The organism is Sporosarcina sp. Y1009 (assembly GCF_057669865.1).
Genome location: NZ_JBYHFO010000001.1, coordinates 476058 through 500108, shown reverse-complemented (window position 1 = coordinate 500108; position 24051 = coordinate 476058). Strand labels below are relative to the sequence as shown.

General features: G+C 37.0%; 32 protein-coding genes and 2 pseudogenes. 28 read left to right on the top strand and 6 right to left on the bottom strand.

The genetic code is table 11. From position 1 onward, the window contains the following. Positions 1-21: 21 nt before the first annotated feature. The 15 genes from AC25Y1_RS02405 (at position 22) to AC25Y1_RS02335 (ending at position 8606) form a co-directional block, all read left to right on the top strand. Complete coding sequence (locus AC25Y1_RS02405; RefSeq protein ID WP_488146332.1) at positions 22-249, top strand: hexameric tyrosine-coordinated heme protein; 228 nt, start codon at positions 22-24, stop codon at positions 247-249. Positions 250-418: 169 nt separating this feature from the next. Beyond that, positions 419-979: a class I SAM-dependent methyltransferase gene (locus AC25Y1_RS02400; protein WP_488146331.1), complete on the top strand. Its 561-nt coding sequence runs from the start codon at positions 419-421 to the stop codon at positions 977-979. A gap of 60 nt (positions 980-1039) precedes the next feature. Then, positions 1040-1513 (top strand): RrF2 family transcriptional regulator, encoded by a 474-nt coding sequence (locus AC25Y1_RS02395; RefSeq protein WP_488146384.1) that lies wholly within the window; start codon positions 1040-1042, stop codon positions 1511-1513. Positions 1514-1607: 94 nt separating this feature from the next. After that, positions 1608-2030 (top strand): DUF1801 domain-containing protein, encoded by a 423-nt coding sequence (locus tag AC25Y1_RS02390; protein WP_488146330.1) that lies wholly within the window; start codon positions 1608-1610, stop codon positions 2028-2030. A 15-nt stretch (positions 2031-2045) separates the two neighbouring features. Next, complete coding sequence (locus AC25Y1_RS02385; RefSeq protein WP_488146329.1) at positions 2046-2531, top strand: NUDIX hydrolase; 486 nt, start codon at positions 2046-2048, stop codon at positions 2529-2531. Positions 2532-2808: 277 nt separating this feature from the next. Further along, the gene (locus AC25Y1_RS02380; RefSeq protein WP_488146328.1) at positions 2809-3651 is read left to right on the top strand and encodes a hypothetical protein; all 843 of its coding nucleotides are present in this window, start codon (positions 2809-2811) and stop codon (positions 3649-3651) included. A gap of 246 nt (positions 3652-3897) precedes the next feature. Beyond that, entirely contained in the window at positions 3898-4461 is a 564-nt protein-coding gene (locus AC25Y1_RS02375) for a hypothetical protein (RefSeq protein ID WP_488146327.1), read from the top strand. A gap of 47 nt (positions 4462-4508) precedes the next feature. Beyond that, complete coding sequence (locus AC25Y1_RS02370) at positions 4509-4946, top strand: SRPBCC family protein (RefSeq protein ID WP_488146326.1); 438 nt, start codon at positions 4509-4511, stop codon at positions 4944-4946. A gap of 222 nt (positions 4947-5168) precedes the next feature. Further along, a complete protein-coding gene (locus tag AC25Y1_RS02365) occupies positions 5169-5573 on the top strand; it encodes a hypothetical protein (RefSeq protein WP_488146325.1) in 405 nt (134 codons plus the stop codon). A gap of 40 nt (positions 5574-5613) precedes the next feature. Then, positions 5614-5805 (top strand): hypothetical protein, encoded by a 192-nt coding sequence (locus AC25Y1_RS02360; RefSeq protein WP_488146324.1) that lies wholly within the window; start codon positions 5614-5616, stop codon positions 5803-5805. A gap of 127 nt (positions 5806-5932) precedes the next feature. Next, positions 5933-6106 carry a hypothetical protein gene (locus tag AC25Y1_RS02355; protein WP_488146323.1) on the top strand — a complete coding sequence of 58 codons (174 nt, stop codon included), beginning with the start codon at positions 5933-5935 and terminating at the stop codon, positions 6104-6106. A gap of 230 nt (positions 6107-6336) precedes the next feature. Further along, the gene (locus tag AC25Y1_RS02350) at positions 6337-6531 is read left to right on the top strand and encodes a hypothetical protein (RefSeq protein ID WP_488146322.1); all 195 of its coding nucleotides are present in this window, start codon (positions 6337-6339) and stop codon (positions 6529-6531) included. A gap of 119 nt (positions 6532-6650) precedes the next feature. Continuing rightward, positions 6651-7016 carry a hypothetical protein gene (locus AC25Y1_RS02345; protein WP_488146321.1) on the top strand — a complete coding sequence of 122 codons (366 nt, stop codon included), beginning with the start codon at positions 6651-6653 and terminating at the stop codon, positions 7014-7016. 104 nt (positions 7017-7120) lie between these two features. Then, positions 7121-7402 (top strand): hypothetical protein, encoded by a 282-nt coding sequence (locus AC25Y1_RS02340; protein ID WP_488146320.1) that lies wholly within the window; start codon positions 7121-7123, stop codon positions 7400-7402. A 157-nt stretch (positions 7403-7559) separates the two neighbouring features. After that, positions 7560-8606 (top strand): serine hydrolase domain-containing protein, encoded by a 1047-nt coding sequence (locus tag AC25Y1_RS02335; RefSeq protein ID WP_488146319.1) that lies wholly within the window; start codon positions 7560-7562, stop codon positions 8604-8606. A 24-nt stretch (positions 8607-8630) separates the two neighbouring features. Here AC25Y1_RS02335 and AC25Y1_RS02330 read toward each other — a convergent pair whose 3' ends face one another. Further along, a complete protein-coding gene (locus AC25Y1_RS02330) occupies positions 8631-9473 on the bottom strand; it encodes an alpha/beta fold hydrolase (RefSeq protein ID WP_488146318.1) in 843 nt (280 codons plus the stop codon). Continuing rightward, positions 9470-9631: a hypothetical protein gene (locus tag AC25Y1_RS02325; RefSeq protein ID WP_488146317.1), complete on the bottom strand. Its 162-nt coding sequence runs from the start codon at positions 9629-9631 to the stop codon at positions 9470-9472. The genes AC25Y1_RS02330 and AC25Y1_RS02325 overlap by 4 nt, the downstream gene beginning before the upstream one ends. Positions 9632-10010: 379 nt before the next feature. Between AC25Y1_RS02325 and AC25Y1_RS02320 the strand changes: the two genes are divergently transcribed. The 7 genes and pseudogenes from AC25Y1_RS02320 to AC25Y1_RS02290 all read left to right on the top strand — a co-directional run. Then, positions 10011-10271 (top strand): hypothetical protein, encoded by a 261-nt coding sequence (locus AC25Y1_RS02320; RefSeq protein ID WP_488146316.1) that lies wholly within the window; start codon positions 10011-10013, stop codon positions 10269-10271. A gap of 248 nt (positions 10272-10519) precedes the next feature. Then, complete coding sequence (locus AC25Y1_RS02315) at positions 10520-10825, top strand: hypothetical protein (RefSeq protein ID WP_488146315.1); 306 nt, start codon at positions 10520-10522, stop codon at positions 10823-10825. Between the two features lie 5 nt (positions 10826-10830). After that, entirely contained in the window at positions 10831-11259 is a 429-nt protein-coding gene (locus AC25Y1_RS02310) for a stage III sporulation protein AH (RefSeq protein WP_488146383.1), read from the top strand. 407 nt (positions 11260-11666) lie between these two features. Next, complete coding sequence (locus AC25Y1_RS02305) at positions 11667-12149, top strand: DUF4871 domain-containing protein (protein ID WP_488146314.1); 483 nt, start codon at positions 11667-11669, stop codon at positions 12147-12149. A 77-nt stretch (positions 12150-12226) separates the two neighbouring features. Continuing rightward, positions 12227-12763, top strand: coding sequence for a helicase (locus AC25Y1_RS02300; RefSeq protein WP_488146313.1), 537 nt, complete (start codon positions 12227-12229; stop codon positions 12761-12763). Between the two features lie 323 nt (positions 12764-13086). Continuing rightward, complete coding sequence (locus tag AC25Y1_RS02295; RefSeq protein ID WP_488146312.1) at positions 13087-13872, top strand: aminoglycoside 6-adenylyltransferase; 786 nt, start codon at positions 13087-13089, stop codon at positions 13870-13872. 60 nt (positions 13873-13932) lie between these two features. Beyond that, positions 13933-14118: pseudogene (locus AC25Y1_RS02290) on the top strand (NUDIX hydrolase N-terminal domain-containing protein); the annotation flags it as partial. Positions 14119-14288: 170 nt separating this feature from the next. Here AC25Y1_RS02290 and AC25Y1_RS02285 read toward each other — a convergent pair. Next, positions 14289-14876: pseudogene (locus AC25Y1_RS02285) on the bottom strand (aminotransferase class I/II-fold pyridoxal phosphate-dependent enzyme); the annotation flags it as partial. A 120-nt stretch (positions 14877-14996) separates the two neighbouring features. Between AC25Y1_RS02285 and AC25Y1_RS02280 the strand changes: the two are divergent. Next, positions 14997-15611, top strand: coding sequence for an FMN-binding negative transcriptional regulator (locus AC25Y1_RS02280; protein ID WP_488146382.1), 615 nt, complete (start codon positions 14997-14999; stop codon positions 15609-15611). 116 nt (positions 15612-15727) lie between these two features. Then, positions 15728-16945 carry an MFS transporter gene (locus AC25Y1_RS02275; RefSeq protein WP_488146311.1) on the top strand — a complete coding sequence of 406 codons (1218 nt, stop codon included), beginning with the start codon at positions 15728-15730 and terminating at the stop codon, positions 16943-16945. A 339-nt stretch (positions 16946-17284) separates the two neighbouring features. Here AC25Y1_RS02275 and AC25Y1_RS02270 read toward each other — a convergent pair whose 3' ends face one another. Next, positions 17285-18709, bottom strand: a complete 1425-nt coding sequence (locus tag AC25Y1_RS02270; protein WP_488146310.1) for a YfcC family protein — start codon at positions 18707-18709, stop codon at positions 17285-17287. A 30-nt stretch (positions 18710-18739) separates the two neighbouring features. Next, the gene (locus AC25Y1_RS02265; RefSeq protein WP_488146309.1) at positions 18740-20104 is read right to left on the bottom strand and encodes a M20/M25/M40 family metallo-hydrolase; all 1365 of its coding nucleotides are present in this window, start codon (positions 20102-20104) and stop codon (positions 18740-18742) included. Between the two features lie 300 nt (positions 20105-20404). Between AC25Y1_RS02265 and AC25Y1_RS02260 the strand changes: the two genes are divergently transcribed. The 4 genes from AC25Y1_RS02260 (at position 20405) to AC25Y1_RS02245 (ending at position 22326) form a co-directional block, all read left to right on the top strand. After that, the gene (locus AC25Y1_RS02260) at positions 20405-20851 is read left to right on the top strand and encodes a hypothetical protein (RefSeq protein ID WP_488146308.1); all 447 of its coding nucleotides are present in this window, start codon (positions 20405-20407) and stop codon (positions 20849-20851) included. Positions 20852-21155: 304 nt separating this feature from the next. Further along, positions 21156-21344, top strand: a complete 189-nt coding sequence (locus AC25Y1_RS02255) for a hypothetical protein (protein ID WP_488146307.1) — start codon at positions 21156-21158, stop codon at positions 21342-21344. A 113-nt stretch (positions 21345-21457) separates the two neighbouring features. After that, positions 21458-21733 carry an ArsR/SmtB family transcription factor gene (locus AC25Y1_RS02250; RefSeq protein ID WP_488146306.1) on the top strand — a complete coding sequence of 92 codons (276 nt, stop codon included), beginning with the start codon at positions 21458-21460 and terminating at the stop codon, positions 21731-21733. A gap of 209 nt (positions 21734-21942) precedes the next feature. Further along, positions 21943-22326: a VOC family protein gene (locus AC25Y1_RS02245; RefSeq protein WP_488146305.1), complete on the top strand. Its 384-nt coding sequence runs from the start codon at positions 21943-21945 to the stop codon at positions 22324-22326. A 303-nt stretch (positions 22327-22629) separates the two neighbouring features. Here the strand turns inward: AC25Y1_RS02245 and AC25Y1_RS02240 are convergent, their stop codons facing one another. After that, complete coding sequence (locus tag AC25Y1_RS02240) at positions 22630-23853, bottom strand: IS110 family RNA-guided transposase (protein WP_488146304.1); 1224 nt, start codon at positions 23851-23853, stop codon at positions 22630-22632. Positions 23854-24051: the final 198 nt, after the last annotated feature.

The following is a 24051-nucleotide window of genomic DNA, read 5'->3' as shown; positions in this document are numbered from 1 at the left end:
AATCATTAGAGGAGGGATACCATGGCAGATTGGATTACAAGTCTACAAACAGAGACACCTCAACAAGGATTCGAACTTGCGATTAAGCTTGCCCGAAAAGGCGTTGCATACACGCAACCATCCCCAGAAATCAGAGATCAGCTCAGAGACGCTTATGCGAATAACGCTGACAGCCTAACACAAGCATCACAGGTGATTGCAACACATTATCAAACCATTGCAGCTGCGAATGATTATTGGAAATTCTGAAATAATCGTAGGTAGTCTTGGATGATGCATAATTAAAATAGACAGGACCTTTGCCGAAACAAGCGAAGGTCCTTTTCGATTACCTTAAACAAAAGTGTTTACAAATAAGAATAAACCTATTATAGTCATTATAGAGTCAAAATGTCTGTAATTAAAAAGGAGAATGTAAATGAATCAAAAACTAATGAGAAAAATAAATAACTTGGAGAACATCAAACGATTCCCGGCCGAGGAGTTATTCAAATTTGTATCCCTCCATAAAGAAGACAAATTACTAGATCTTGGAGCCGGTGTTGGCTATATTAGTCTTCCGTTTGCTAAGCATGTAGAGGAAGTCATTGCATTAGATTTTGATGAAGACGTCTTAAAATACTTGGAAACAAAAGCAGGGGAACATAGAATCACGAATATTAAAACGCTAGTATCAGATTTCAAAAATATACAACTAGGTGACGAAGCAGTTGATAAGGCTGTTGCCTCAATCTCACTTCACGAAGTACAACCACTAGCGCTTGCATTAGGCGAAATATATCGGGTTTTAAAAGACAAAGGTGTGTTTTTATGTATTGAATTAGAGAAATCAGCGATATCCACTGGCCCAAGAGTTTCATCAAAAGATATGAAAGCAGAAATGTTACAGGCTGGCTTTGATATCGTCGAGACATTTTCTCCGCAAACTAAAATGGCTAATCAAGCAGTTTATATAATTGTTGCACAAAAAAATAAATAATAAGGAATTCAAACAAACTAGACCTTAATAGGACGCAATATAATGAATGGGGTTGAAAGCATGCAATTTGCGAAAAGTACGGATTATGCACTACATGCCTTAGTTCATTTGGCAAAATCAGAGCAGGAAAACAAAATTGGGATTAAAGAATTAGCAGAGATGCTCGACGTATCGGAAAGTTATCTGTCGAAAATTATGACGCAGTTACGAAAAGACGGACTTGTAAGAGCCGTCCCTGGAGTAAAAGGCGGGTATGAACTGGCACGTCCAGCAAGCCAGATCACATTTTCAGAAGTTATTTTATCTACTGAAGGTAGACAAGAAATGTTTACTTGTTCCAACTCTGATTCTAGACAACATACGTCAATGACAAATCACAGCCATAAACAGTCAATGGATAAACAGGACAATCAACGGGTTTGCAGAATTAAACAGATCATGGACAATGCAGAAAGTGTCTTACATCAATTTTTAGAAAACCAATCGATACAATCTATTTTGGATAAGGCGAAGAGAGATTGTCATCATAAATAGGAGATTTAATTAAAGATTATTCGTTTTTGCAGGAAATTGGACTTGTCATCAAGAATGTAATAATCATGACAATCATGTGTAGGAGAGAGCATATATGACTGAACCGAAGATGAAAGAAAACGACAATAGCGTAATTGAATTTATTGAAAAGGTGGAAAGTGAGAAGAAGAAGGCAGATGCGTATCAGTTATTAGAAATTTTTGAAGAGGTAACTGGTTATGAGGCAAAAATGTGGGGGCCGAGTATTATAGGCTTTGGTAGCTATCACTATAAGTATGCATCAGGACGTGAAGGGGATGCACCTTTAGTTGCTTTTTCACCCAGAAAGGCAAAGATTAGTCTTTATTTGACTTATGAGAGTGAGGAAAGAGATGAGTTACTAGAAGGCTTTGGTAAACACACGAAGAGCAAGGCTTGTATTTATGTGAATAAATTAGCTGATATCGATACCAATGTTTTAAAGAATTTAATAAAACATACGGTAGAAGTATATCAGAACCGTTATCAGAACGAATAACTGGAGGAATAGACAATGCAAATGCCAGTACATATTGTTGCAGCAGGCGGATTTGTTGAGAATACACAAGGTGAGATATTATTAGTAAAGATTCGTAGAAGCGGCGATTGGGTATTTCCTGGCGGGCAAGTGGAAGTCGGGGAAAATTTACTTGATGGGGTAATCAGGGAAGTTAAAGAGGAAAGTGGAATTGACGTTATCGTCTCTCATTTGGTAGGAATTTATTCTAATACGGCAACATATGAGGGACATAGCGGTATAGATATAGTACCTACAAAGGTTATGTTTGATTTTGTATGCGAACCCATCGGCGGAAAACTGACAACATCTGATGAAACATCGGATAGTCGTTGGGTGAGTAAGGAAGAAGTTCTAAATCTGATAACAGCCCCAGCACTACGCACACGCTATCAAGCATATCTAGATTATAATGGTCGTATTAATTACGCTGACTACATAACCAAGCCGCAGTTTGAACTAAAATTGGAGAGAAATGTGTAGAAAAAGATTATCATTTTTAGGAGTTTTTAATGAAAAAAACAGTGTCACTATATTTTCAATAACATTAAATTTAATCAGTCGATTGATTTGGTTGAGAACAACTTGAAAGATCTTCTATCTTTACGTTTTATGCAAAGTTCCATCGAGCTTTATCATGCAAAATTAAGGAAATGTTAGCTATCGGGGAAGCTTCGCTGAAGAATTACTTTTCTAAATGCGTCCATACTACACAAAACAACAGAAGGATATAATCTTTGTGTGAAAAGGGGACAAGTTTATGAAGAAAATCATGCTTCTTACCTTGCTGTCACTTACGGCAATTAACTTTATTTCGATAACTGTTTACGCTAATGAGGATCAGAAAGAAGACTTAATGAAAATTGTTAAGGCATTTATGCCATCGAACTCGTCGCTTATAAGTCCTGAAAATCCTACCTCCACACAACCAATTCAACTCTATGACTTTAATCACGACGGGCAGAAAGAAATAATCTTTACTTTTGAAATTAAAGCAAAAGAACAACCTTCCCCTTCCCAGTATGGTGCAATCGTACTGAAAAAGGACAATGCTGATTGGCGAAAAATTTATGAAACAAAAAAACAAGGAGTAGGTTTGGATTTTTCGGGTTTGGCGGATATTACTGGTGATGGTACAAAAGAATATTTATTCGGTGTCACAATTGGTGCAGACATAGGAAGCGAACTTGAAGTTTTCCAATGGGTTAATAACTCGTTCAAAAAGATTGCTGATGTTCCTTATCATAAAATTGACATTGTGAAAGGAAATCAAAAAGTTGGTCTAGCGGTTTGGCAAAAGTATGTTGGTGATAGTTATTTAGTTGATGTACTAAGATGGAATGGTGAAAAGTTGGTTTATGATAAAGAATTATATTCCAAATATTATCCGGTAATCGAAAAGTTTTATAACGATAAAATTTCTGAAATGGATGCCTGGTTTTATTGGTATTCCCTTGCAGATGCCCAAATTAAAGCAAATAAATTAGAAGAAGCTTCTAAATCTATTCAAAATGGAATTTCGGTAGCTGAAAAAATACCAATGCTAAATGTAGCCCAAGAATTTAATGATTTAACTGAAAGACTGGAGAACAAGAGAAGATAGGGAAGCTTCTTAAAAAGGGTGCCGAGTGAAGAGATAATAGGTATTATCAATAAAAGAATTATGGATTATGATGAACCAATTGACTTCATAACAATAAAGTATAGGTATTTAGGATAGCCTGTCTCCAAAGAGATAACTTTTAATAATGGACTTTAAAATTGAACTGACGGGGCAAGGTAGTTGAAGAAGGAATGATTGTAACTGAACAGGACAAACTAAACCCAAATATAATTTAGGGTGATGAGATTGGATAAAAGTAAACCTGTTCTATTGATTTTATTTTGTATACTAATTTGTGGAATGTATGATGGAACAGTCAATGCAGAAACGAACGATACGCCTCCTTCTGTTGAGGAAAAAATTATTGAAGGCAAACAACTCACTCCTTTAGAAAGCCAGTTAATGTCCTTTATGACGGGTTTGATGGTAACCGAGCCAAAACAAGCTGTTGAAATGTGGATATTAGGCGTAAATAATCGAAGTGGCTCTGTTCAATATGCTATGTTGTCCCCTTCGCTTCGAAAACAATCAAGGCTTAAATTTGAGGAAACGCACTGGATCACAGGCCAATCAAGCCCTTCGGTTAGTAACTTTCGTTTTACCAAAGAAGAAAAGCTGAGTGAATCCCAAATGCGGTATACCGTTAACTACGATTTATGGGCATCATATGGTGATTTTGGTGATGGGCAGAAGATAATAATAGTGGAAAAGAATGTAGAACCGTTTAAAGAGTATTGGTTTATTTCCTCAATTACAACGGAATATAATCCATGGGAAGCATTTACCCCTGCCGAGACAGTTTTAAAATAGAACGTCGAAGGTATAATAAATTATCTTATAAAGAAAGCAGTGGAAAAATGAAGAAAGAAAATCATTCTAAAATTACTGTTGAAACAACTGTTCATGCACCAATTGAAAAAGTATGGAAATATTGGACAGAGCATACTCATATAACAAAATGGAATATTGTGTCAGATGATTGGCACACACCATCTTCTGAAAATGATTTAAGAGTGGGTGGAAAATTCACCTCCAGAATGGAAGCTAAAGATGGAAGCTTTGGATTTGATTTTGGAGGCGTATATGATGATGTGAAATTAAATGAGTTCATTGCTTATACTTTAGAGGATGGAAGAAAAGTTGAAATAACTTTTATTCGCGAAGAAGATAACACGAAAATCATAGAAGTATTTGATCCGGAAACAGAAAATCCAATCGATATGCAACAGGCAGGTTGGCAGTCAATCTTAAATAACTTTAAAAAGTATGCAGAGCAGCAATCCATGGGGAGCTAATTTAGTTTCAACCGAACAAAAAAGAGATCAACATAGTGTGTAGAACTAATGAATGAGAAGGGGCTTATGCCTCTTTTTTTTATGCCCAAAATATACCATCCTTGTTTTGACTATATGTCAAACACACCTGCTAGTAAAAGAAGGAAATGACGAATAGATTGTAGAAAGTATTAGCTCACGGGTCTAATGAGGCTGTTTAGATCAATAAGATGAGGAGTTGTAATGAAAATGAGAATGTTTTTATTACTTGTTGGGATATTATTTGTTTCAGCTTGTGGTCAAGAAATCCTCAATGAACAACACGAAGTATATTTATCAAAAAAAGGGTGGGAAATTAAAGAATCAATCGAAGTTGAAACTTATATAGTAAGTATTCCTGATGAAATGCTTAGGAATTATGAAGCAAGTGGAATTACATTTTTGAGTGAGTATTTGGGAGAAGAAGTTACACAGCATTTCTATGAGTTAAATGAAGAAGATGTTGAAGGAAACCGTTTGAAAGCAGTCGTATTTGAAGCGAAAGGAGAAATTATTGGGAGTTATGGAGTTCTTCCAAGTTGGGACCCCGGTATATTTAATTTGGACGATAAAGAACGTCTACTCAATGAACAAATGATTAAGCAATAAGAGTCGACACTAGTTAGATATTTAATAAGGGGGAAATGTAATGGAAGTGAATATTGAGTACTATGTTCCGGGTTTATTAATAATATCATTTATATTCTTCTATATTGTTGCATCACTCATAGGAGGAACGAATGAGCCGTATAGAGACCTATTACAAACTATTACCGTTGGACATTTTGTTATGTCAAAACTGATAACAATAAAAAAGAAAAAAGAACAACCAGGAAAATGAAATATTGAACTAAGAGGTGCTTTACGTGGAAATCGGAGCAGCGTAGACGGATTTTTTCTTGTTGAACTAACGAGGCATGTTAGTTGAACAGGAATGTTCAAATCATACATAAGGGGGATTGAATAATTTGAAGTGGTTTTTTGCTATTCCATTTATTTTTCTCGGAGCTTTTTTATTTGCATTAACCATTGATGGTATTGGAATTGTTGGTAACACAATTAAGATAATTATTGGGGTTGGATGTTTTTATATTGCTGGCTTTATCGTCAGAAACAAGAATGAAAAAAAACAATCATCTTAAACTAACAGGTGCTTTACTTGAACATCAGAAGATTATCTGTTGACCGTCATTTTTATTTGCTTACAATACGAATGAGTAGAAGGCGACTTATCCTTGGATGGACGGTCGCCTTTTTGGGGTTCAAAAAGAGGTATTCATATCAATGAAGAAGAAGTGTAATTAAACTAAAGGGGCAGGTTAGTGAAAGATGATTGGACTAATTTAAAATCTCTTAATGGAGGTGTATTGCGTTGAAAAAGTTATCTTTTGTTGGAAAAATTAATATTGGATTAGGAATCATACTTTTCTTATTAGGTATTTTCCTGTTTATAACTGAGCTTTCTGAAGGTTTTTCACTAAAGGATTTCCCTCAATCAATTGCTTTTATTCTTATTGGAATATCTATATTTCTATCAGCATCTTTTTATAAAAAAGATGGCAATTAGCAGAATTTCTATTAAAGTAACGGGTACTTTACTTCGAGAAGGAGTAAAGCAATTTTCCTTATTGAACTAAAGGGGCAGGATTGTTTAATAAGATGAAAACTGTGGCAAGGAGGGAACAAATGGTAGCAAATAAGAGAAAGAAGAGAATAGGAAAAGGGAAAATTATAATTATCTTGGGCGTATTGTTGTTGTGTATTTTTCTTTTTAATTATTATGCCTCAACTACCTTTTACAGAACAATAGAAATTAGAGAATTAAAAAAAGATAAGAATGAATATGTTGTAGTTGTAGAAGGAGACTTTGGAGTTAAAAAGTCTAATTTTAATGAAAAAGATACATTTAGCATTGTTGAAAATGAAGAATTTAGAGTGGGAAATATTACTGGAATTTGGAATGACTTATCAGAAGATAAATCATTTCATGTACTTTTAAAGGCTTATGATAATCGTAATGACTTTACTTTAGAAAGAATCTATCTTGATTAAACGATTGGAGTAAAGCCTTTTTCCTTATTGAACTAAAGGGGCAGTTTAGTTAAAGAAGAGTACAAAATGAAAGTTGTTTAATCTTTTTATTTGGGGTATTTTTAATGCAAAAGATTATTAGAAAAAAGGATATGGGTTGGAAACAATGGAACTTAAGAATTCCATTAGTTTTATTCCTTTTCGGGGCAACAGCAGCTTTATATCAGTCGTTTCCTAACTTATTTGTAGTTGGAAGTGGTTTCTTTGTGAGTGCCCAATATATAGGGGGTATTGTTCTTCTGTTCATATTGTTTGAAAAAATAGGTTTGAATCAAAAGAAGATACATTTTACATTTGGAATTTTACTAATACTGACTGGTTTATTAATGGATATTATCTTTATTTGATACTAATAATTACTTGAACTCTTTACAGGGGTTGTTCAACAAACAAGGTAGTTTAGTGGAAGAGTCCAGATTAATCTTTGTTTAGCAATCGGGCCATTTAAGAGAATGATGGTATCAGTCTAATCGTTAGTAGTGTAAATAAAATGGGGGTATCCATATGGAAATTCAAAAACGAAAAGCCCAAAAAATTTTCGGAAACGTTACAAAGAAAAAGCAAATACATGAATCTGTTCTTCTCGTAGAAAACGCCAATGGAGATGTTTCATACAGCTTTGGGTACGGGGGGAAGAATATAGATACGCCATTCTTTATTGCCAGTATCACAAAGCTGTTCACCACCACTTGTATTTATATTTTGAGTGAGCAAGGAAAACTGTCTCTGGATGATGAAATAGCAAGATATTTAAAAGAAGACCTATTAAAGAACCTTCACGTTTACAAAGGCCGAGAGTATTCTAATAGACTTACAATATCGAACTTATTGTTTCATACAAGTGGACTCCGGGATGTGATTGAGGAGGGTAGCAATAAGTCGAAAAAACGTGCGATCCTTTATGATGATGTGCAAATTGATTTTAATGAAACTATAGTAAAGACGAAGGAAATAAAACCACACTTTGCACCAGATATGGGAAAAAGAGCTCATTACGCAAATATAAACTTTGAACTCCTTGGAGTAATAATTGAAAGAGTTACTAATTCACAATTGGAAGATGTGTTTAGACAATTAATTTTTGATCCTTTAGAACTCAAAAATACTTATCTCCCGAGTGATGAGAATGATTTTATCCCTTCTGTTTATTATAAGGACACTGCTTTACACCGTCCCAAATTACTTAGGAGCGTCCGCGCAAGTGGTGGTTGTGTTTCTACGGCCCGTGAATTAATGGTATTTATCAAGGCTTTCTATAAAGGAAAGCTATTTAATAATATTATTTTTCATAAACTTAAAGTAAACAACAGGTTGCAGGCTTCAATGCTTCCAATTCATTACGGTCCTGGATATATGAGAGTTCCACTAAATGGTTTTGCAACACTTTTCATGGGAAAAGGTGGGTTAATGGGTCATTCTGGTTCAACAGGTTCCTTTGCATTTTACTATCCCGAAAAGGACATGTTTTTTATTGGAGATGTCAATCAAATGGAAAACCCCGCGACTCCTGTACGGCTGGTGATGCGACTTGCTATGTCTATGAAATTATGATTAGTAAGCAATCGCATACACATTTTAATATTTACTAACCCATTCTCTTAAAACGAGATTAAATTCTTGGGGCATTTGAACGGGCCAAATATGTTGAGCATCAGGAATCTTAGCTGTTTCAGCCCCTTGTATAATTTTTGGTGCAACCTTTAGAGACAGTAAAATACCACTCGATTCTTGATCACCTGCTACGAATAAAATCGGACGCTTAATTACAGCATAAGATTCATCCAAACGAAAATCCATAATTTCATGACCAATCGCTTCATAATTTCCTCTTGTCAATAATTGATAGTTTCGAATGAATTCTACAGTTTTATTTTCAGGTAAATGATAGTTTTTAGCTAAGCGATAGAGATAGTCTGTGTTCCTGAGCGACCGTTGAATGAAGCGTGATTGGATGGGCATAAGAAACTTAAAAGGCATAGGCTTTACGGTAATTCCACTGATAAAAGTACTTTTGACTTTTTGCGGATAATGTTTAGCGATTTCCAGAGCAACATGCCCTCCTAGGGAAATACCCACTATATGTGCTCTTTGATTGCCTATAACGTCTTCTGCAATCATTTGTGTCGTGGTAGCTAAATCAATCCAAGGAATATCTGCATTTTTGCCGTGTCCTGGTAAATCCACTAAGCAGATTTGGTAATCATTAAAGACATCGATTTGCTGCCACCACATCCAAGAACTCGCTCCGATTCCATGAATGAAGATAATCATTTCTTTGTCACTGTCCCCATGAATCTCATATTCCATCTCATATTCTCCCATCATTTCATTGTTAATCGTCTCGTTATCTGTCTGATCGACTAAAGTAGTGACAGGAAACAACACTGTCAAAATTACTAAAATAATTCTCTTTTTCATAAGTCATCATCAGGTGAATTCGACTTATACAAGCTTTCGATTATCGGTAATATTGTGTCATATTTAGTCAAAGCTAATCCTTTACCTTCCTGACCGACGACAATTAAGCGATCACCCGCTGCAATTTCAAATAAATCTCGTGCCTCTTTAGGTATCACGATCTGACCGCGTTCCCATACTTTTACATGACCAAAAATCTATATCAAATCGTTCTTTATCTACACTACTCACTAATATGCCTATCTTGTGCGTTATATTTTGTTTGAATTTGGTTTCTATATTGAAAAAGGTGAAAAACGAAGAGAAAACTACGGTCAATACTACTTGGCTACAATATCTTTTACTCTTATTATGTGGAGTATAGCAATGATAGCATAAGCTGAAGTTTATTAAGCTAACGGGTGCTTTACTTAAGGATCATTGAGCTACTTAGTAGTCTCTTTTTTTCTTCCTCAACTAAAGAGGCAGTTTAGTTTAACAAGGAGGTATTTTTCGATAGGTTGCCGAATAGTTAACAAAAAGGGGAGGTAGCTTGCATTGAAGCAAATTTCTAAAGGCATTTTCATCATCTGTTTACTGTTGATGTTAGTGTCTTGTCAAAACAATAGTGGTCTTACATTCAAAGGCGAAGGTGAAAATTGGAATGGCGAACTAATTACTAAATATGATTTTTGGGGAAAAGAGATTCAGAGTATAAGGATTACTTATAAAGGGAAAAACCCTGAACAGCTAAGCATACCTAGTTTCAATGTAGAAAGTACTGACTTCTTGGGTTGGGGTATAGGCAAGACGTATTAAACTTAACTTCTAAAAAATTTGGTGAAAGTTACAAAATACTCAATCCCACTTCAATGGTTTATTATAATTTATTGTTAGGTTTAGATAAAATCTTCAACTAACTGGTGCTTTACTTGAAGATCATTGAGCAGTAAATGGGGCTCTTTTTCTTTATTGAACTAACGCGGCTAGGTAGTGAAAGATTGGTGTTTAACTGGTAGGCAATAATCAGTTCAAGTAATTTTAAGTAATAGTGGGAGATGAGTACTGTGGTTGAAAGTAAAATTGAATATTATGAAGAGAAATCTCAGCCTTTTAAGCCTTTTAAACACTTTTATGCACGTATTAAAGAAATGGAAAATGAATCGGATTATGGAGCAAAAGTTGCTTCTAAGTGGAGTGAAATTGTGAACAAGTCTCTTAGGAATGAACTTTATTGGAGATGTCAATCAAATGGAAAACCCCGCGACGCCTGTACGGCTGGTGATGCGACTGGCCATGTCTATAAAATCTTGAAGGTAATTGGGCCAGATTTTCATTTAAATCAACTAGATGTGAGGAAGTGTGTAGGGTGACGAATATGCTAATGATAACTGAAAACGTGAAAGGTAAACGCTATAAGCAATTAATAAATCTCCTTTCAAGATATTGTAATCGTTTTGCCTTTGTAGAGAATAGACAGATGATGGACATTGAAGAAGAGCGTTTGGCTTACATTCATAATCTGATTACCTCTATTGAGGAACATCTTCTCGAAATGAAAATCCAAAAAGAATGGGAAACTACAAGGTTAATTGATGATACAGCATATGTTTTTTATTTTAATCTTAACAATGCTACTAGGGAATTTTTAAAAGATTATAGTCATTCACTTTTTGATTGGATTCATCCAAAGCTGCCAGAGGATCTAATGTTTTATCAAAATGATAAATGTATACTAGCTATTTGCTCACACGAAAGATATTTTTTGATAGATAAAACAATATGGGAACACTTTTCATTAAAATAACAGTGTACTTTATTCAACAGTTTATTTTTGCAATCCGGCGCGATTGTTGAATAAGCGTCTCTGTTAATGAAAGTTGTTTCTTTGTGAGTGCCCAATTTATAGGAGGGATTGTTCTTCTGTTCATATTGTTTGAAAAAACAGGTTTGAATGAAAAGAAGATACATTTTACATTTGGAATTTTGCTAATACTGACAGGTTTATTGATGGATATTCTCTTTATTTGAATGTTTCAAGAGGGATTTCTAAATAACTGAGGTGTTGTAATGAGAGTGCTTTTAATACTTAAGTTACGGTTGCTTTACTTCAAAAAGGAGTAAAGCTTTTTTATATTGAACTAACAGAGAAGGTATTATGAGTAATGATGAAGAAATAAGATTAAATAGATAAACGGATTGGGGAGGGGCTCTGTGAAAAGATTTTTATTTTCTGTAATTATATGCTTGGTTTTGATTGGTATTCTTGGTTGTTCAAATAAGACAATCAAAGAAACCAAAGAAAACTGGGAGGAAAGTCCGACACTAATTAGAGAAGTCATAGTTACGGATGATGGGCAAACGGAGGATTCTATCTTCCGTTTTGGAGATAATGGGAAACTTGGATTTGGAGAATACGGTCCTTTTATCGCAGGGGAAAACCAAAAATATATGTGGCATTTTTGGGGCGACCCAGAAATACTAACACAACCACTAAAAGTGATTGGAATTAACAAAGTAACAAGTGAAGAAATAACTGTTTTTGAACATCCCACCACTTCTCTTGCACCTTTGAACGGGGCAGCTACTCACATACCTTCTACGATGATGTTACCAAGTGCAGGAATATGGAAGTTAGAGGTACATTTTGGTGAGGAGTTATTTGGAAATATATTTGTGGATGTGGCGGATAAGTAACTCCTTATTCAACTAGCGAGTTAGCTGAATAAGGAGTTTATGGGGAACTATATCCAATTTGTTAGGAGTGACTACGAATGCGTATCGAAAATGAATTATACCCTGATTGCCCAATTATTTCTAGAACAGTAGAGGTTGGTGGACTTACGAAATCGCAGCTTATTCAGAAACTGCAACAATCCGCTATCTTGCTGAATGAGTATGGGGAAAGGCTAATAGCTGACGATAAATTTACGACTTCTGAAACAAATTACAGTCTACAGGCTGTTGAGCTAACCGTTAGCAATCTTGGTTTTCCTGATGGCGCTAATACGGCTCAGATTTTTAAAAGAGCGAGTGATCTTGGTTTGGAATTGTGTCCGCTTGAGCTTGGGCCTTTCCTAAGACTGGCGTATCTGGATCAGCCTGAAGGTTATTCGGGGAATCCTGTACAGCGACATCAAGCGCCATCCGGCTCCATAACAATAGCATCGGAGATACTAACTGAAGACGATGATTTTCCGAAAGGCTTTTATCTTAGACGAATAAACGGCGTATTGTGGCTTCGCGGCTACCGTGCTGATCATCTACACGTTTGGAATCGAGATAATCGTTTTATCTTTTGTCAAAGATAAAAGGCCTTAGCGAAGTGAGAAATTATTAGAATCGAAAAATGTGTTGTAAATGAACTGGGGTGTAGAATTGAAAAATAAATACTTTATAGCAACAGTAGTTATCTTGTTATATTCTTTGATAGGTCATTTTTTCAATATTGATTTTTTAAAGGTAGTTTCTGTTAGTATAGATGAATTTAGCATAGATTTTTTAGGTGTTGTTATATGCATTGTTACACTTTACTTTATTCTTCGATTTTGCAAGGTAGATATTTAATAATATATTTTTCAAGCATCTATTGATCCAACCGTTAGATTTGTGTAGATAAAGGGGTGAGTGAAGTATGTATAGTTACGAAGAAAGAAATGAGTATTTTGATAAAACGATCGAAAAATTAAAGGCTAGTCATTTGGTTGAGGGGATTATTCAGTTAGGTTCTGGAGTTGAAGGATATAAAGATGAATACTCTGATATTGATTTAATGATAGCTACTTCTCAAATAGAGGATGCAGAGAAAACCAAAAATCTTGTTCATAAAACCTTCAGTAATTTTAATCCCCTCTACAGAAAGGAAAAGCAATTTAGTAAAGATATATTTCTTATTATCGCAATAATGGAAAATAATTTAGAGTTTAATGTTTCAATTGTTCCTAGAGAGTTATTGACTGTAAGGTCTCCTTTATGGAAGGTCATTGTCGATAAAACTGGTTTAGTATCTGAGAAAATGAATGCTGAGAATGAGAAGTTTGAAAATAAAACTGAGAAATATGGATTAGGCTTTGATCTATCATTTGAGTTCGTTTATTGTTCGTTGAACTTTGAAAAAGAATTAAATCGAAATAATTTCATCTATGCACTTAAGATGCTAGAACAAATGAGAGAGTACACCCTAATCGTACAAGCATTGAATGAGAATAAGAAACTTCACCAGTTTAAAGCATATGAAACACTAGAACCTTCTTTTATAAAATCGTACATGTCCACATATCCAGAAAAAATAAATTTAGAGAATTTAAAGGTTTCTGCTGAGAAGTTGAAAGAACTTTTTGCTTATACATTGAAACAAAGTTTTAGTATTTCAATGGATGATGATTTAAAGCAACTTCTAGATAAATCTCCTGTTTATTAAGGAGTAGGTTATTAATTACAGCGAGGTATAATTTTTAAAAAAATTGGTGGTGAATAAAAAATGGAACCTAAATGGTTAGAATGGGCAAAACAGCTTCAATCTATTGCGCAAGCAGGGCTCACTTATTCTAAAGATGTTTATGACTTGGAAAGATTTGAATTACTAAGAGATATGAGTGCTGAAATGATGGCGCAGCATACAAATATGGATACTAACATTATCAAAGAACTATTTGCAAATGAAACTAAGTTACGGTTGTAGAGGTACCTGTGCGAAGTGCAATTATGACAACTTATCACATCGGATAAAAATACAACTGAATATCGACAAAGCGTTATAAAGTCGATATCCCCTTTCTTCAGTTATGCAATTGTAGTTAATATGCAGAATCGTTTCTCGCACAGGTACCTGAAATTATCCTCTATAATAATGCCAGTATTATCATCCTTTAGGATTTGTCCAAGATGAATTAACATCTGTTGGGTACTACTGCCGATAATAATCGCATTTGGCTCTGTTCTCACTCCACGGGATTGGAATAAATAAGCGGCGATTTGCTCACGCAAGCATACCTCACCAAAGGGTTCCCCGTATCGAAAGCTCTCCGGTAATGTTAAAACTTGATTTGATATCCTTCTCCAAATTTTTAGAGGAAAATTGGTTTGATTCACTGCCCCTGCCCTGAAATCAATTTCGACTGGCGTTACCGTCTCTTTATGCTTTTTATGAGGTGGGTTTAAAGTATCTTGAAAAAAAGCTTGCTCTAATTCGTTTACAAAATACCCTTTTCTAGCTTCTGATCGGATATAGCCTTCTGCTACAAGCTGCTCGTATGCCATCAATGTGGTATTGCGGCTGACTTGAAGGGATTTTGCTAGTTGGCGAATGGATGGCAATGGATCATTAGGATGTATGTCGCCACGCTTAATAAAAGACTTAAACTGCTCGTATATTTGCTGGTATTTGGGGGAATCATCCTTCAAAACAAAAATAGTATTTTTCATATTCAACCACCCTGACATGTGTATTTGTTTGTAATTGTACCTTTTTATATGTCAAGATGTATAGTAGAATACTCATATGAAATAGTTATAATTATAAACCAATAAAGGAGTTGTTCAAACATATTTATTCCTAAATGTTTTAAAGTCACGGACATGGATGAAGTTAAAGAGTTTGTTCAAAGAAACTCTTTTGGAACCATCGTCACAACAAAACAAGGGAAACCAATTGCCACTCATATACCTTTGGAGTTTAGAAAAAAAGGCGATGAATATTATATTACAGGACATATGGCTTATGGGAATCCTCAATGGAGAACATTTGAAACGTGTGAAAACGCACTTGTTATGTACCAGGGGCCGGATGCGTATATTTCACCTTCATGGTATGGTGATGAAAATGTTCCAACATGGAATTATCAAGCCGTCCATGTATATGGCAAACCGAGTATTTTAGAGCAAGAAGAGTTAAAACAAGACCTGATTATGTTACTAGAAAAATATGAAAAACATCGGAAAAATCCAATTTTATGGGACAAGCTTTCGCCTCAGCTATTGGAAAGGGAACTTAAAGGTATTGTGGGATTTAGTATTAAAGTACAAGAAGTTCAAGCCGCTTATAAATTAAGCCAGAATCGAAATGAGAAGGATTACCGCAACATCATTGACCAACTAAAGAAGGAAGAAGATCTGAATTCTCATCAATTGGCAGAAGCGATGAAGAAAAATAAAAAATAAGGGGAATTGAGAATTTTTCGAAAAAACGAGCTTCAATAAATATGCATAAGAGAAGCCAAAACCCTTAACAATATACTCCTCAACTAGAGAATTAATACACAGGAAGGTTGATTTAGATGAAAAAAAAGAATAACGAACAAAATTTCGTTAAAACTCAAGAAAATGGCGTTGCATGGCTTGCAATCGCGGCTATAATTCTTGTGTCGATTAGTTTACGTCCAGGAATTATTTCTATGGGCCCTATTTCGACTCTTATTCAAGAAGATTTTAATTTTTCATATTCAACGCTTTCGTTGTTGATTACGATACCTGATTTATTAATGGGGCTTTTAGCTTTGCCTACCCCCTGGATTGCTCGTCGCTATGGTCGTAATACAGTTATACTTTATGCTTTATTACTGCTTACTTTATCTACTCTAATTCGCGCATTCTCTCCCAATACATTTACACTACTTTCAACAACAATAGGTGTTGGTGCTGGTATTGCAATCGTCGGTACATTAATGGGTGGTTTCATAAAATTAAAGTTTCCTAATAAAGCAGCATTACTAATGGGGATTTATACTTTCTCACTTTCACTAGGTACTGCACTCGCAGCAGGTACAACAGGAATCATCGCTTCAAATGCAGATAGCGGATGGCGCTTAGCAGCCGGTATTTGGGCGTTGCCCGGTGTTTTAGCTATCATTGCCTGGATTGTGATAACCCTTCAAGGGCGTAAAGATAATCTTAGTTCACAAGAAGTTTCCGGAAGGCGCGTGCCAATTCCATATAAAAACCGAACAGCATGGATGATTGCTCTATATTTCGGATGTACGAATCTCCTTTTCTATGCCGTCATAGCTTGGGTCTCACCGATGTATCAAGAACAAGGACATTCGGTTTCAGTTGCAGGATTTATACTCTTAACTTTCACCGTCGTATTTATGCTAGCCAATCCTATATTTGGCTCGCTTAGTAAATCACTTGACCGCCGTGGCTGGTTAGCTGTATCTTCCGTACTCGCTGTAGTAGGTTTGATACTCATTGCTATCTGGCCAAATGCAACTCCATTTATATTTATATCTATTTTTGCTTTTGGCCTTGGTGGTGCCTTTACTCTAGGTATGACCTTGCCACTAGATAATACAAATACGGTAGAAGAATCGAACGTCTGGAACGGATTTGTTTTAACTGTAGGGTATCTGATAGCAGCAACAGGACCCTTTTTGGTTGGATTTATGCGAGATCTCTCTGGAGACTTTGGTACTTCGATATGGTTTCTTGTAGGTATATCAGTTCTTATGCTTATCTTGACACCTTTACTTAAACCGAATGAACGTTCTTTGCAATAGTTTTTTCTCGTTGAGTGATGGATTTGAAAACTACCGAATCTAGCACAATAGAAATATGTTGGATTTACGAAAAGTCTCTCTTTCATTTAGAAAGGGAGACTTTTTTATCAATTAACTTTGAAGGTTCTGGCACACTAACGGGTGCTGAAAATGTATTAATTATCTCTGACTAAAGAATAAGTCAATAAATTATAAAAAACGCAGCGGATAAAATGGTACAATCCTCGAAAGTTAGAGTGAAAAATTCTAACTCTCGGGGATCGGTACAACCTCTGCGTTTTCTGTACAATTTTATTGTCTAAAGAACAACAGAACTACAATACCCCCACATACCAAAACCTAAGCCGGCCACACAAACAAATGAACAATCGTTACCATAATCGCACACGTAACGAACAGCAAGATGACTAGTGGAATCATAAATCTTGCCCATTTCAGCCAGGAGATTCCTGCAAGTGCCAACCCGGCCATCAATCCGCCGTTGGTAGGGTAGAAGGCATTCGTAAATCCATCACCGAATTGGAAGGCAAGGACAGCAGTTTGTCTGCTGATTCCGACTAAGTCTGCGATTGGCGCCATGATTGGCATCGTTAATGCTGCTTGACCGCTCCCGGAGTTGACTGGCAGGTTGATCAGGAATTGAACAAAGAACATCCCGACAGCTGCCACGCTGGATGGGAATTGACTAGCTAGATTCGCTAAGCCGGATACGATGGTGTCGATGATATTCCCGTCGTTCAGGATCACTACAATCGTATAAGCAAAGGACACAGCGAGCGCACCTTCCATTAAATCCTTACATCCGTCTGTAAAGGCGGATGCCATTTCACTCGGCTTCATCCTCGAAATGATTCCAACGACCACTCCCATTAATAAGAACAACCCAGTAATCTCTTTAAAGAACCAGCCATAATTGATAATGCCAAAAGGTAAGGCGACGAATGTGGCTGCAAGGACTAATAAAATGACAATATGTTTGTAAGATAAACGGTTTTCGATCGTCACTTCATCGAAATTTTTATGTTGGTCTTCAAAGTATACGAGACTTCTGGTTGGATCTTTCTGAACTTTTCTTGCATACAGCGTAAGGTAGGTAGCACCAACGATGGTAAGAATAATCCAGCAAACGATCCGTACCTCCATCCCTGAAAACAGTGGCAAACCGATAATTCCATGGGCGACCCCAACATTATACGGATTTAAAAATCCGCCCGAGTATCCGATTCCGACACCCAGTATCGGCACTGCAACCGCGATAATGGAATCAAAACCTGCCCGTAAAAGTAGCGGGAGCAGGATAATAATATAAACCATTGCTTCGGAACCTAGTCCGAAACTCGCTCCGGCTAATGAAAAAATAGTGAATAGAATCGGAATCAGGATAATCTCTTTCCCGTGCATTTTTTTAATGAGATGATAGAGGGCTGTTTCAATCGCCCCCGTTTTGCCTAAAATACCGAATACGCCACCGGTAATAAACAGCAGGAATAGAATGCCTGATGCTTGGGTCATACCGTCATACAGGGAATTGAAAAACTCCAAGAACCCTGTTGGATTCCCTTCTGTCTGTTGGTAGGTACCGTTCACGACAATCTCTCTACCATCCTCATTTGTCGTTCGTTCATATTGCCCGGCCGGCACAAGATATGTGATGAGCGCGGCAAAAATGACCATACAAAACAAAATTACAAGAATGTGTGGCGGTTTTTTAGGTTGTTTCTTTGTTTTTGCTGTATTTGTCTGAAGCTGTTTTTTCTCTGCCATGTAACTAACTATCCTCTCTGACTGAAATATCTATGCTTGATTTTTGGCGTAAGCACCAAGGTCTTGAATCACATGACATGTACATGCAATCCCGTTTAAAAAGTTATCGATTTTTATGTTTTCATTCGGGGAATGATTTCGTTGGTCGAAATTCGCATAAGGAACGATAATCGACGGTATCTTCAAAACTTTGGTCCATACATAAACCGGAAGCGAACTCCCCAAACTTGGCTGGATAATCGGATCCTTCTCGTACGCATTCGCTACCGCATCCGTTACAACTTGGACAATCTCGAGGTCTGCAGGTGTCCTGGACGGTTCCATGGATACTAAATGTGTCACTTCAACACCTGGATCGTGCTTTTTGATGTGGTTTACGATTTTGTTGAACACATCAGCAGGATCCTGATCCACGACAAGGCGGATATCTAACTTCACGGATGCAGTAGAAGGGATGATGGTCTTCACGCCTTCACCAGAATACCCGCTGGAGATTCCTGCGATATTGAATGTCGGTTCCATCGTTAATTTACGGTAATAGGTTTGTCCGTCCATATCAAGCTGAGGAAAGCCGATTTTTTCACCGATATCTCCTGCGTCATAAGGTAAGGTTTTAAGCAGCTCTTTTTCGGTAGCTGACGGCTTTCGGATGTTGTCGTAGAATCCTTCGATTAACACGGTTCCATCTTTATACCGCATCGTATTCAGCAAATTTATTAATCTCCAGGCAGGGTTAGGCACGATATTGCCAGTATTGCCGGAATGATTATCCCATGCTGCTTCGCTCGCCTTTAGTTCAAGTTGGAGTGAACCTCTTGCACCTAATAAAACAAGCGGGGCACCACTGTTATGAGCAGAACCATCTGCTGTATAAACGAAATCTGCGCTTAGAAGTTCTTGGTTTTCCTCGACAAACGCGGCTAAATAAGGACTTCCGTTCTCCTCTTCGCCTTCAAAGATAAATTTTATATTAATCGGCAATTCTTCAACTAACTCCATATACGTCTTCACACCAAGCAGCGTAGCCATTAATTGCCCTTTGTTATCTCCAGTGCCCCGGCCATAGATTCTTCCATCACGGATTGTCGGTTCAAAAGGTGGAGAAATCCAGTCTTCGATTGGGTCTGGAGGCTGGACGTCATAATGTCCATAAAAAAGGACGGTGAACGCATTTTCGTCCTTGATTATCTCGCCGTAAACAACCGGGTGTCCGTTTGTCTCCTTGATGGAGGTGTTGATCCCGATTTCCTCCATTATATTTTTAAGAAGTTCGGCACATTCAGTGATTCCGTCATTTTGCGTGCTGATGCTTCTTTGGCGTATAAGTGTAAATAGTTGTTCCAAATACTCCTCTCTATTACTTTTCAGGAGTTGTGGAAGCTTTTCAAGTGACATTTGTAGTTCCTACTTTCTATTGCTAGGTTTATTTTCTGTTACTTTACTTTGGTAAAGTGATAAATTAATAAAGTAATTATATCGGAAGGTGTGCTTTTAGACAAGTGTTTTTTAAAAACTTAGTCATTGGGCTGATTAAGTAGTCATTTTCTTATTGCGCTAACGGGGCTGTTTAGTTGAACAAGGGATGTTAAAATAGGGATAACAACTAACGTAGCAGGTTAGTTGAAGAGTGGAGCCGGTTAGCAGAAGAAGAGAAGGGGGAGTAATACCATTAAGCGCTTAATTGTTATTATATTAATGACAGGTTTATTGCTTTTATCTGCTTGCAACCAAGATAATATAAACTATTTTCCTTCGAAAGAAGCGGCCTTGGAAGAGTTTATTCAAGGCGAAGGAATTAAAGGAAATATTGACTTGATTACAACGACGAACAATGTGGAATTATTAGTAATCGAACAAGATAAGAATAGTTATTTTGTAGGTGAACTGTTGGAAGATAAAAAGGGCTTCGCTGCTAACAGAATATCAGACAATGTGTTCATGGAGTTAGGTGGGAGTTGGGAGTTGAAAACAATTGCCAATCATAAATACACAATCTACTTTGAGAAAGAGCAAGAAGATCAGAATTTCTTCCCTTTATCGAATGGAGATTATAATATTTCAATTGTAGAAGGGCATCAGGTAAAAAAGGAAGACTCGTTTTTTACAAATTCAATAAAAGATATTAAAGCAATAAAAGATTAAATGGGTAATCGTTGAAGATTATTCCGTAAACGGGGGCGATTGTTGAACAAGTATCACTTTTCTTATTCAACTCCCATGAAAATTAAAAAACGCTCAAAATCTATAAAATCGCACAACAAAAGAGACTCAGATAAAACTTTTTTTAAAAAAGGCTGAGCCTTCAAATTGTGTTTATTGAGTTGGAAGATAAATCAGGAACCAACTCCATTCTTCCTAGAATAAAGGCAGGCTGGTGCAATAACCAGAGTAGGATTAATCTCCCATGAGTGCTACTCGTACAGAGTGCGACAGTCTGTGATGCACCGTGGTCGTTGGAGTCAGACTAACGGATGGGCTAAATGGCACCATAGTTGATCGACCTTCTTCGCCAGCCTTACAAAACTATACCCGTTCTGAAACAATTTTCATCCTCTGTGGTGCAGCGTTTTTTGGTGCATGGATGGCTAACGGGGCAGTTAAGTTGAAGATTAAAAGCTATAAAACCATTACTTGAGTTGCCTGTATATTATTAAAAATGAATTTATAACTGTTGTTCATTAATGAGAAAAAGATCGCATACATACGGTTCCTTTAATAAGCAACCTTTTAGTTGCTTATAATGTGTGTATGTGGGACCAAGACGCTATATTCAAAGCACTCAGCGACTCGACTCGTCGACTGATATTAGACGAACTTTCCGAACGCAACGAGCTAACGTTGTATGAATTAACGGCACGTCTCATTATGAAGCACAACCTTACCATTTCGCGACAAGCGATAGCTAAACATCTTTCTGTATTGGAAGGTGCAGGGCTTGTAAAATCACAACGAAAGGGGAAATATCGAGTACTTAGGTTCAACAACGAACCACTTAAAGACTTGCTCAAAAGATGGATTGAGTAATTTTATAATAAAAACAAGAAACAAAGTAGCCTGCAGATGTAAGTAAGGGAACAAAATGAGGATGAAGTCACTGAGTGCGTTTTGAATGGATCAGTAAAAATGGGCATTATAGGAACAGGATTTCTGGCGAAGGTGTGGGTTGTTTTGCTTACAGCCAGATTGTTAGCAGATCACCATACATCGCAAATATCAAAGGAGGCAAAAACAGTATGAAAATCATTGTTACCAGTTTATTCGTAGAAGATCAAGATAAGGCACTGGAGTTTTATACAGAAACGCTCGGATTTGTAAAAAAACACGACGTTCCCCAAGGAGAATTCAGGTGGATAACGCTTGTTTCTTCCGATGACTTAGACGGCACCGAGATTGTTCTCGAACCTAATGAAAATCCGATCGCCAAAGAGTATCAAAAGGGTTTAATTGCTCAAGGCGTCCCAGCAACAATGTTTGGCGTTGCAGATGTTCGCAAAGAGTACAAACGATTAATGGAAAAAGGCGTGAAGTTTATTATGGAGCCGACAGAAATGGGCGAAGTCACAATAGCTGTCTTCGACGATACATGCGGCAACTTTATTCAGATAATACAGCAGTAAACTAATAATAAACGTTTTTTATTGGCAATTTCTAAGTTCGGTGAAGTGTTTTTCATTAAAAATTAAACAAATTAATGTATAACCCTGTCCTATTTTTAGGATGGGGTTATACACTTATAAGGTCTAAAATTAAATGAGATTGTTGTCATACTACAATAGAAATGTAACATTGTGAATATGTTCACTTAAACTCCCATGAAAATTAAACTCTCAACTTCGTAAAAATGGCAATACTAAAGAAGACGCAACTCATATTTTTTAAAAAAATGCAGCGCCTAGGTTTGGATTGAATTATTTGTTGGATTAGGAGACGATTGGTTCAGTGATTGTAACGTTGTAACCTAAGTTTTCGAGCCTTCGAACAGAATACCGTACAATGGATTGTTGTTTTTGTTTGTCGAAATAATCTTCGCCTAGGTCTACATACATTTCTTTGCGGGTTAAGAGATAATAGGCGATTCTTAATATGGCATGGGCGACAGAAATGCCTGCACGCTTTTTACCTTTTCGCGCTGCTGTGCGCCTATACATGGCTCCAAGATAGGTCTTCGACCCTCTTATAGAGTGAGCGGCTTCTATTAAGGCTGACTTTAGATATTTGTTCCCTTTTTTCATATTTGTTGACTTCCTTTTGCCAGCACTTTCGTTATGTCCAGGTACTAAACCTGCCCAGGAACATAGATGGGAAGAGCTTGGGAATTGATTCCCGACATCGGTTCCGACTTCAGCGAGGATTTGTTCAGCCATACGAGTGGCGATGCCTGGAATAGAATCCAACCGTTCAATATCTTCCTGGTTAGCGGATAATCTAGCAGCTACCTCCAGATTTAACAGTTCAATCTGGTCACTAAGAAAGTCAATATGATTTAGAATGGTTTTAATCATTAGCCGTTGATGTGGATTTATATATCCTCGTAGCGCTAGTTCAAGCTCATCCTTTTTCTTCTTCATTGATCTTCGGGCGAAGCTCGCTAACTTTTCAGGATCATCCTCGCCATCTGCGATGGCACGAAGCATGTCACGAGAAGAGACACCCATTACGTCGGAGACAACGGAGCCAAGTTTGATATTCGCTCCTTCTAATACTTTTTGAATCCGGTTATGTTGTCTAGCACGCTCCTCAATAATACTTCGACGGTATCGGACTAACTCTCGTAGTTCTCGCTGATTTCGATTGGGAATGAAGCTTGCTTTAAGTAGACCGTGACGAAGAAGTTTGGCTATCCACTCGGCATCCTTCACATCGGTCTTGCGACCAGGTACTGCTTTCATATGTTGAGCATTGACTACTAAAAAGTCAATATGCTCAGCTTCAAGTAAGTTGACGATTGGTTTCCAAAATACGCCTGTACTCTCCATTGCTACGTGGGTACAATCATGCTCCTTGATCCAGTCGATTAACTGTAATAGAAATACAGTTTTAGTGGAAAACGTTTGAATCTCCTTTCCTTTTGGAGTCATAATACATGCGGTAATGGAATCCTTGTGAACGTCCATACCGCATGCATGCTCAATGATTACTTCCATTGTAATCATCCTTTCTACGGCAAATAGTATTGGAGGCTGGTGCAACAACCAGAGTAGGATTAATCTCCCATGAGTGCTTCCCGTAAGGGAGCGACATTCTGTGATGCACCGTGGTCGTTGGAGTCAGACTAACGGATGGGCTCTATGGCACCATAGTTCATCGACCTTCCTCTCCCAGCCGTAGTATCCAATACCCGT

Coding starts and splice junctions, on each gene's coding strand:
- AC25Y1_RS02405 (WP_488146332.1), top strand. CDS start 22: ATGGCAGATTGGATTACAAGTCTACAAACAGAGACACCTCAACAAGGA.
- AC25Y1_RS02400 (WP_488146331.1), top strand. CDS start 419: ATGAATCAAAAACTAATGAGAAAAATAAATAACTTGGAGAACATCAAA.
- AC25Y1_RS02395 (WP_488146384.1), top strand. CDS start 1,040: ATGCAATTTGCGAAAAGTACGGATTATGCACTACATGCCTTAGTTCAT.
- AC25Y1_RS02390 (WP_488146330.1), top strand. CDS start 1,608: ATGACTGAACCGAAGATGAAAGAAAACGACAATAGCGTAATTGAATTT.
- AC25Y1_RS02385 (WP_488146329.1), top strand. CDS start 2,046: ATGCAAATGCCAGTACATATTGTTGCAGCAGGCGGATTTGTTGAGAAT.
- AC25Y1_RS02380 (WP_488146328.1), top strand. CDS start 2,809: ATGAAGAAAATCATGCTTCTTACCTTGCTGTCACTTACGGCAATTAAC.
- AC25Y1_RS02370 (WP_488146326.1), top strand. CDS start 4,509: ATGAAGAAAGAAAATCATTCTAAAATTACTGTTGAAACAACTGTTCAT.
- AC25Y1_RS02365 (WP_488146325.1), top strand. CDS start 5,169: ATGAAAATGAGAATGTTTTTATTACTTGTTGGGATATTATTTGTTTCA.
- AC25Y1_RS02360 (WP_488146324.1), top strand. CDS start 5,614: ATGGAAGTGAATATTGAGTACTATGTTCCGGGTTTATTAATAATATCA.
- AC25Y1_RS02345 (WP_488146321.1), top strand. CDS start 6,651: ATGGTAGCAAATAAGAGAAAGAAGAGAATAGGAAAAGGGAAAATTATA.
- AC25Y1_RS02340 (WP_488146320.1), top strand. CDS start 7,121: ATGCAAAAGATTATTAGAAAAAAGGATATGGGTTGGAAACAATGGAAC.
- AC25Y1_RS02335 (WP_488146319.1), top strand. CDS start 7,560: ATGGAAATTCAAAAACGAAAAGCCCAAAAAATTTTCGGAAACGTTACA.
- AC25Y1_RS02330 (WP_488146318.1), bottom strand. CDS start 9,473: ATGAAAAAGAGAATTATTTTAGTAATTTTGACAGTGTTGTTTCCTGTC.
- AC25Y1_RS02310 (WP_488146383.1), top strand. CDS start 10,831: ATGCTAATGATAACTGAAAACGTGAAAGGTAAACGCTATAAGCAATTA.
- AC25Y1_RS02300 (WP_488146313.1), top strand. CDS start 12,227: ATGCGTATCGAAAATGAATTATACCCTGATTGCCCAATTATTTCTAGA.
- AC25Y1_RS02295 (WP_488146312.1), top strand. CDS start 13,087: ATGTATAGTTACGAAGAAAGAAATGAGTATTTTGATAAAACGATCGAA.
- AC25Y1_RS02275 (WP_488146311.1), top strand. CDS start 15,728: ATGAAAAAAAAGAATAACGAACAAAATTTCGTTAAAACTCAAGAAAAT.
- AC25Y1_RS02270 (WP_488146310.1), bottom strand. CDS start 18,709: ATGGCAGAGAAAAAACAGCTTCAGACAAATACAGCAAAAACAAAGAAA.
- AC25Y1_RS02265 (WP_488146309.1), bottom strand. CDS start 20,104: ATGTCACTTGAAAAGCTTCCACAACTCCTGAAAAGTAATAGAGAGGAG.
- AC25Y1_RS02260 (WP_488146308.1), top strand. CDS start 20,405: ATGACAGGTTTATTGCTTTTATCTGCTTGCAACCAAGATAATATAAAC.
- AC25Y1_RS02250 (WP_488146306.1), top strand. CDS start 21,458: ATGTGGGACCAAGACGCTATATTCAAAGCACTCAGCGACTCGACTCGT.
- AC25Y1_RS02245 (WP_488146305.1), top strand. CDS start 21,943: ATGAAAATCATTGTTACCAGTTTATTCGTAGAAGATCAAGATAAGGCA.
- AC25Y1_RS02240 (WP_488146304.1), bottom strand. CDS start 23,853: ATGGAAGTAATCATTGAGCATGCATGCGGTATGGACGTTCACAAGGAT.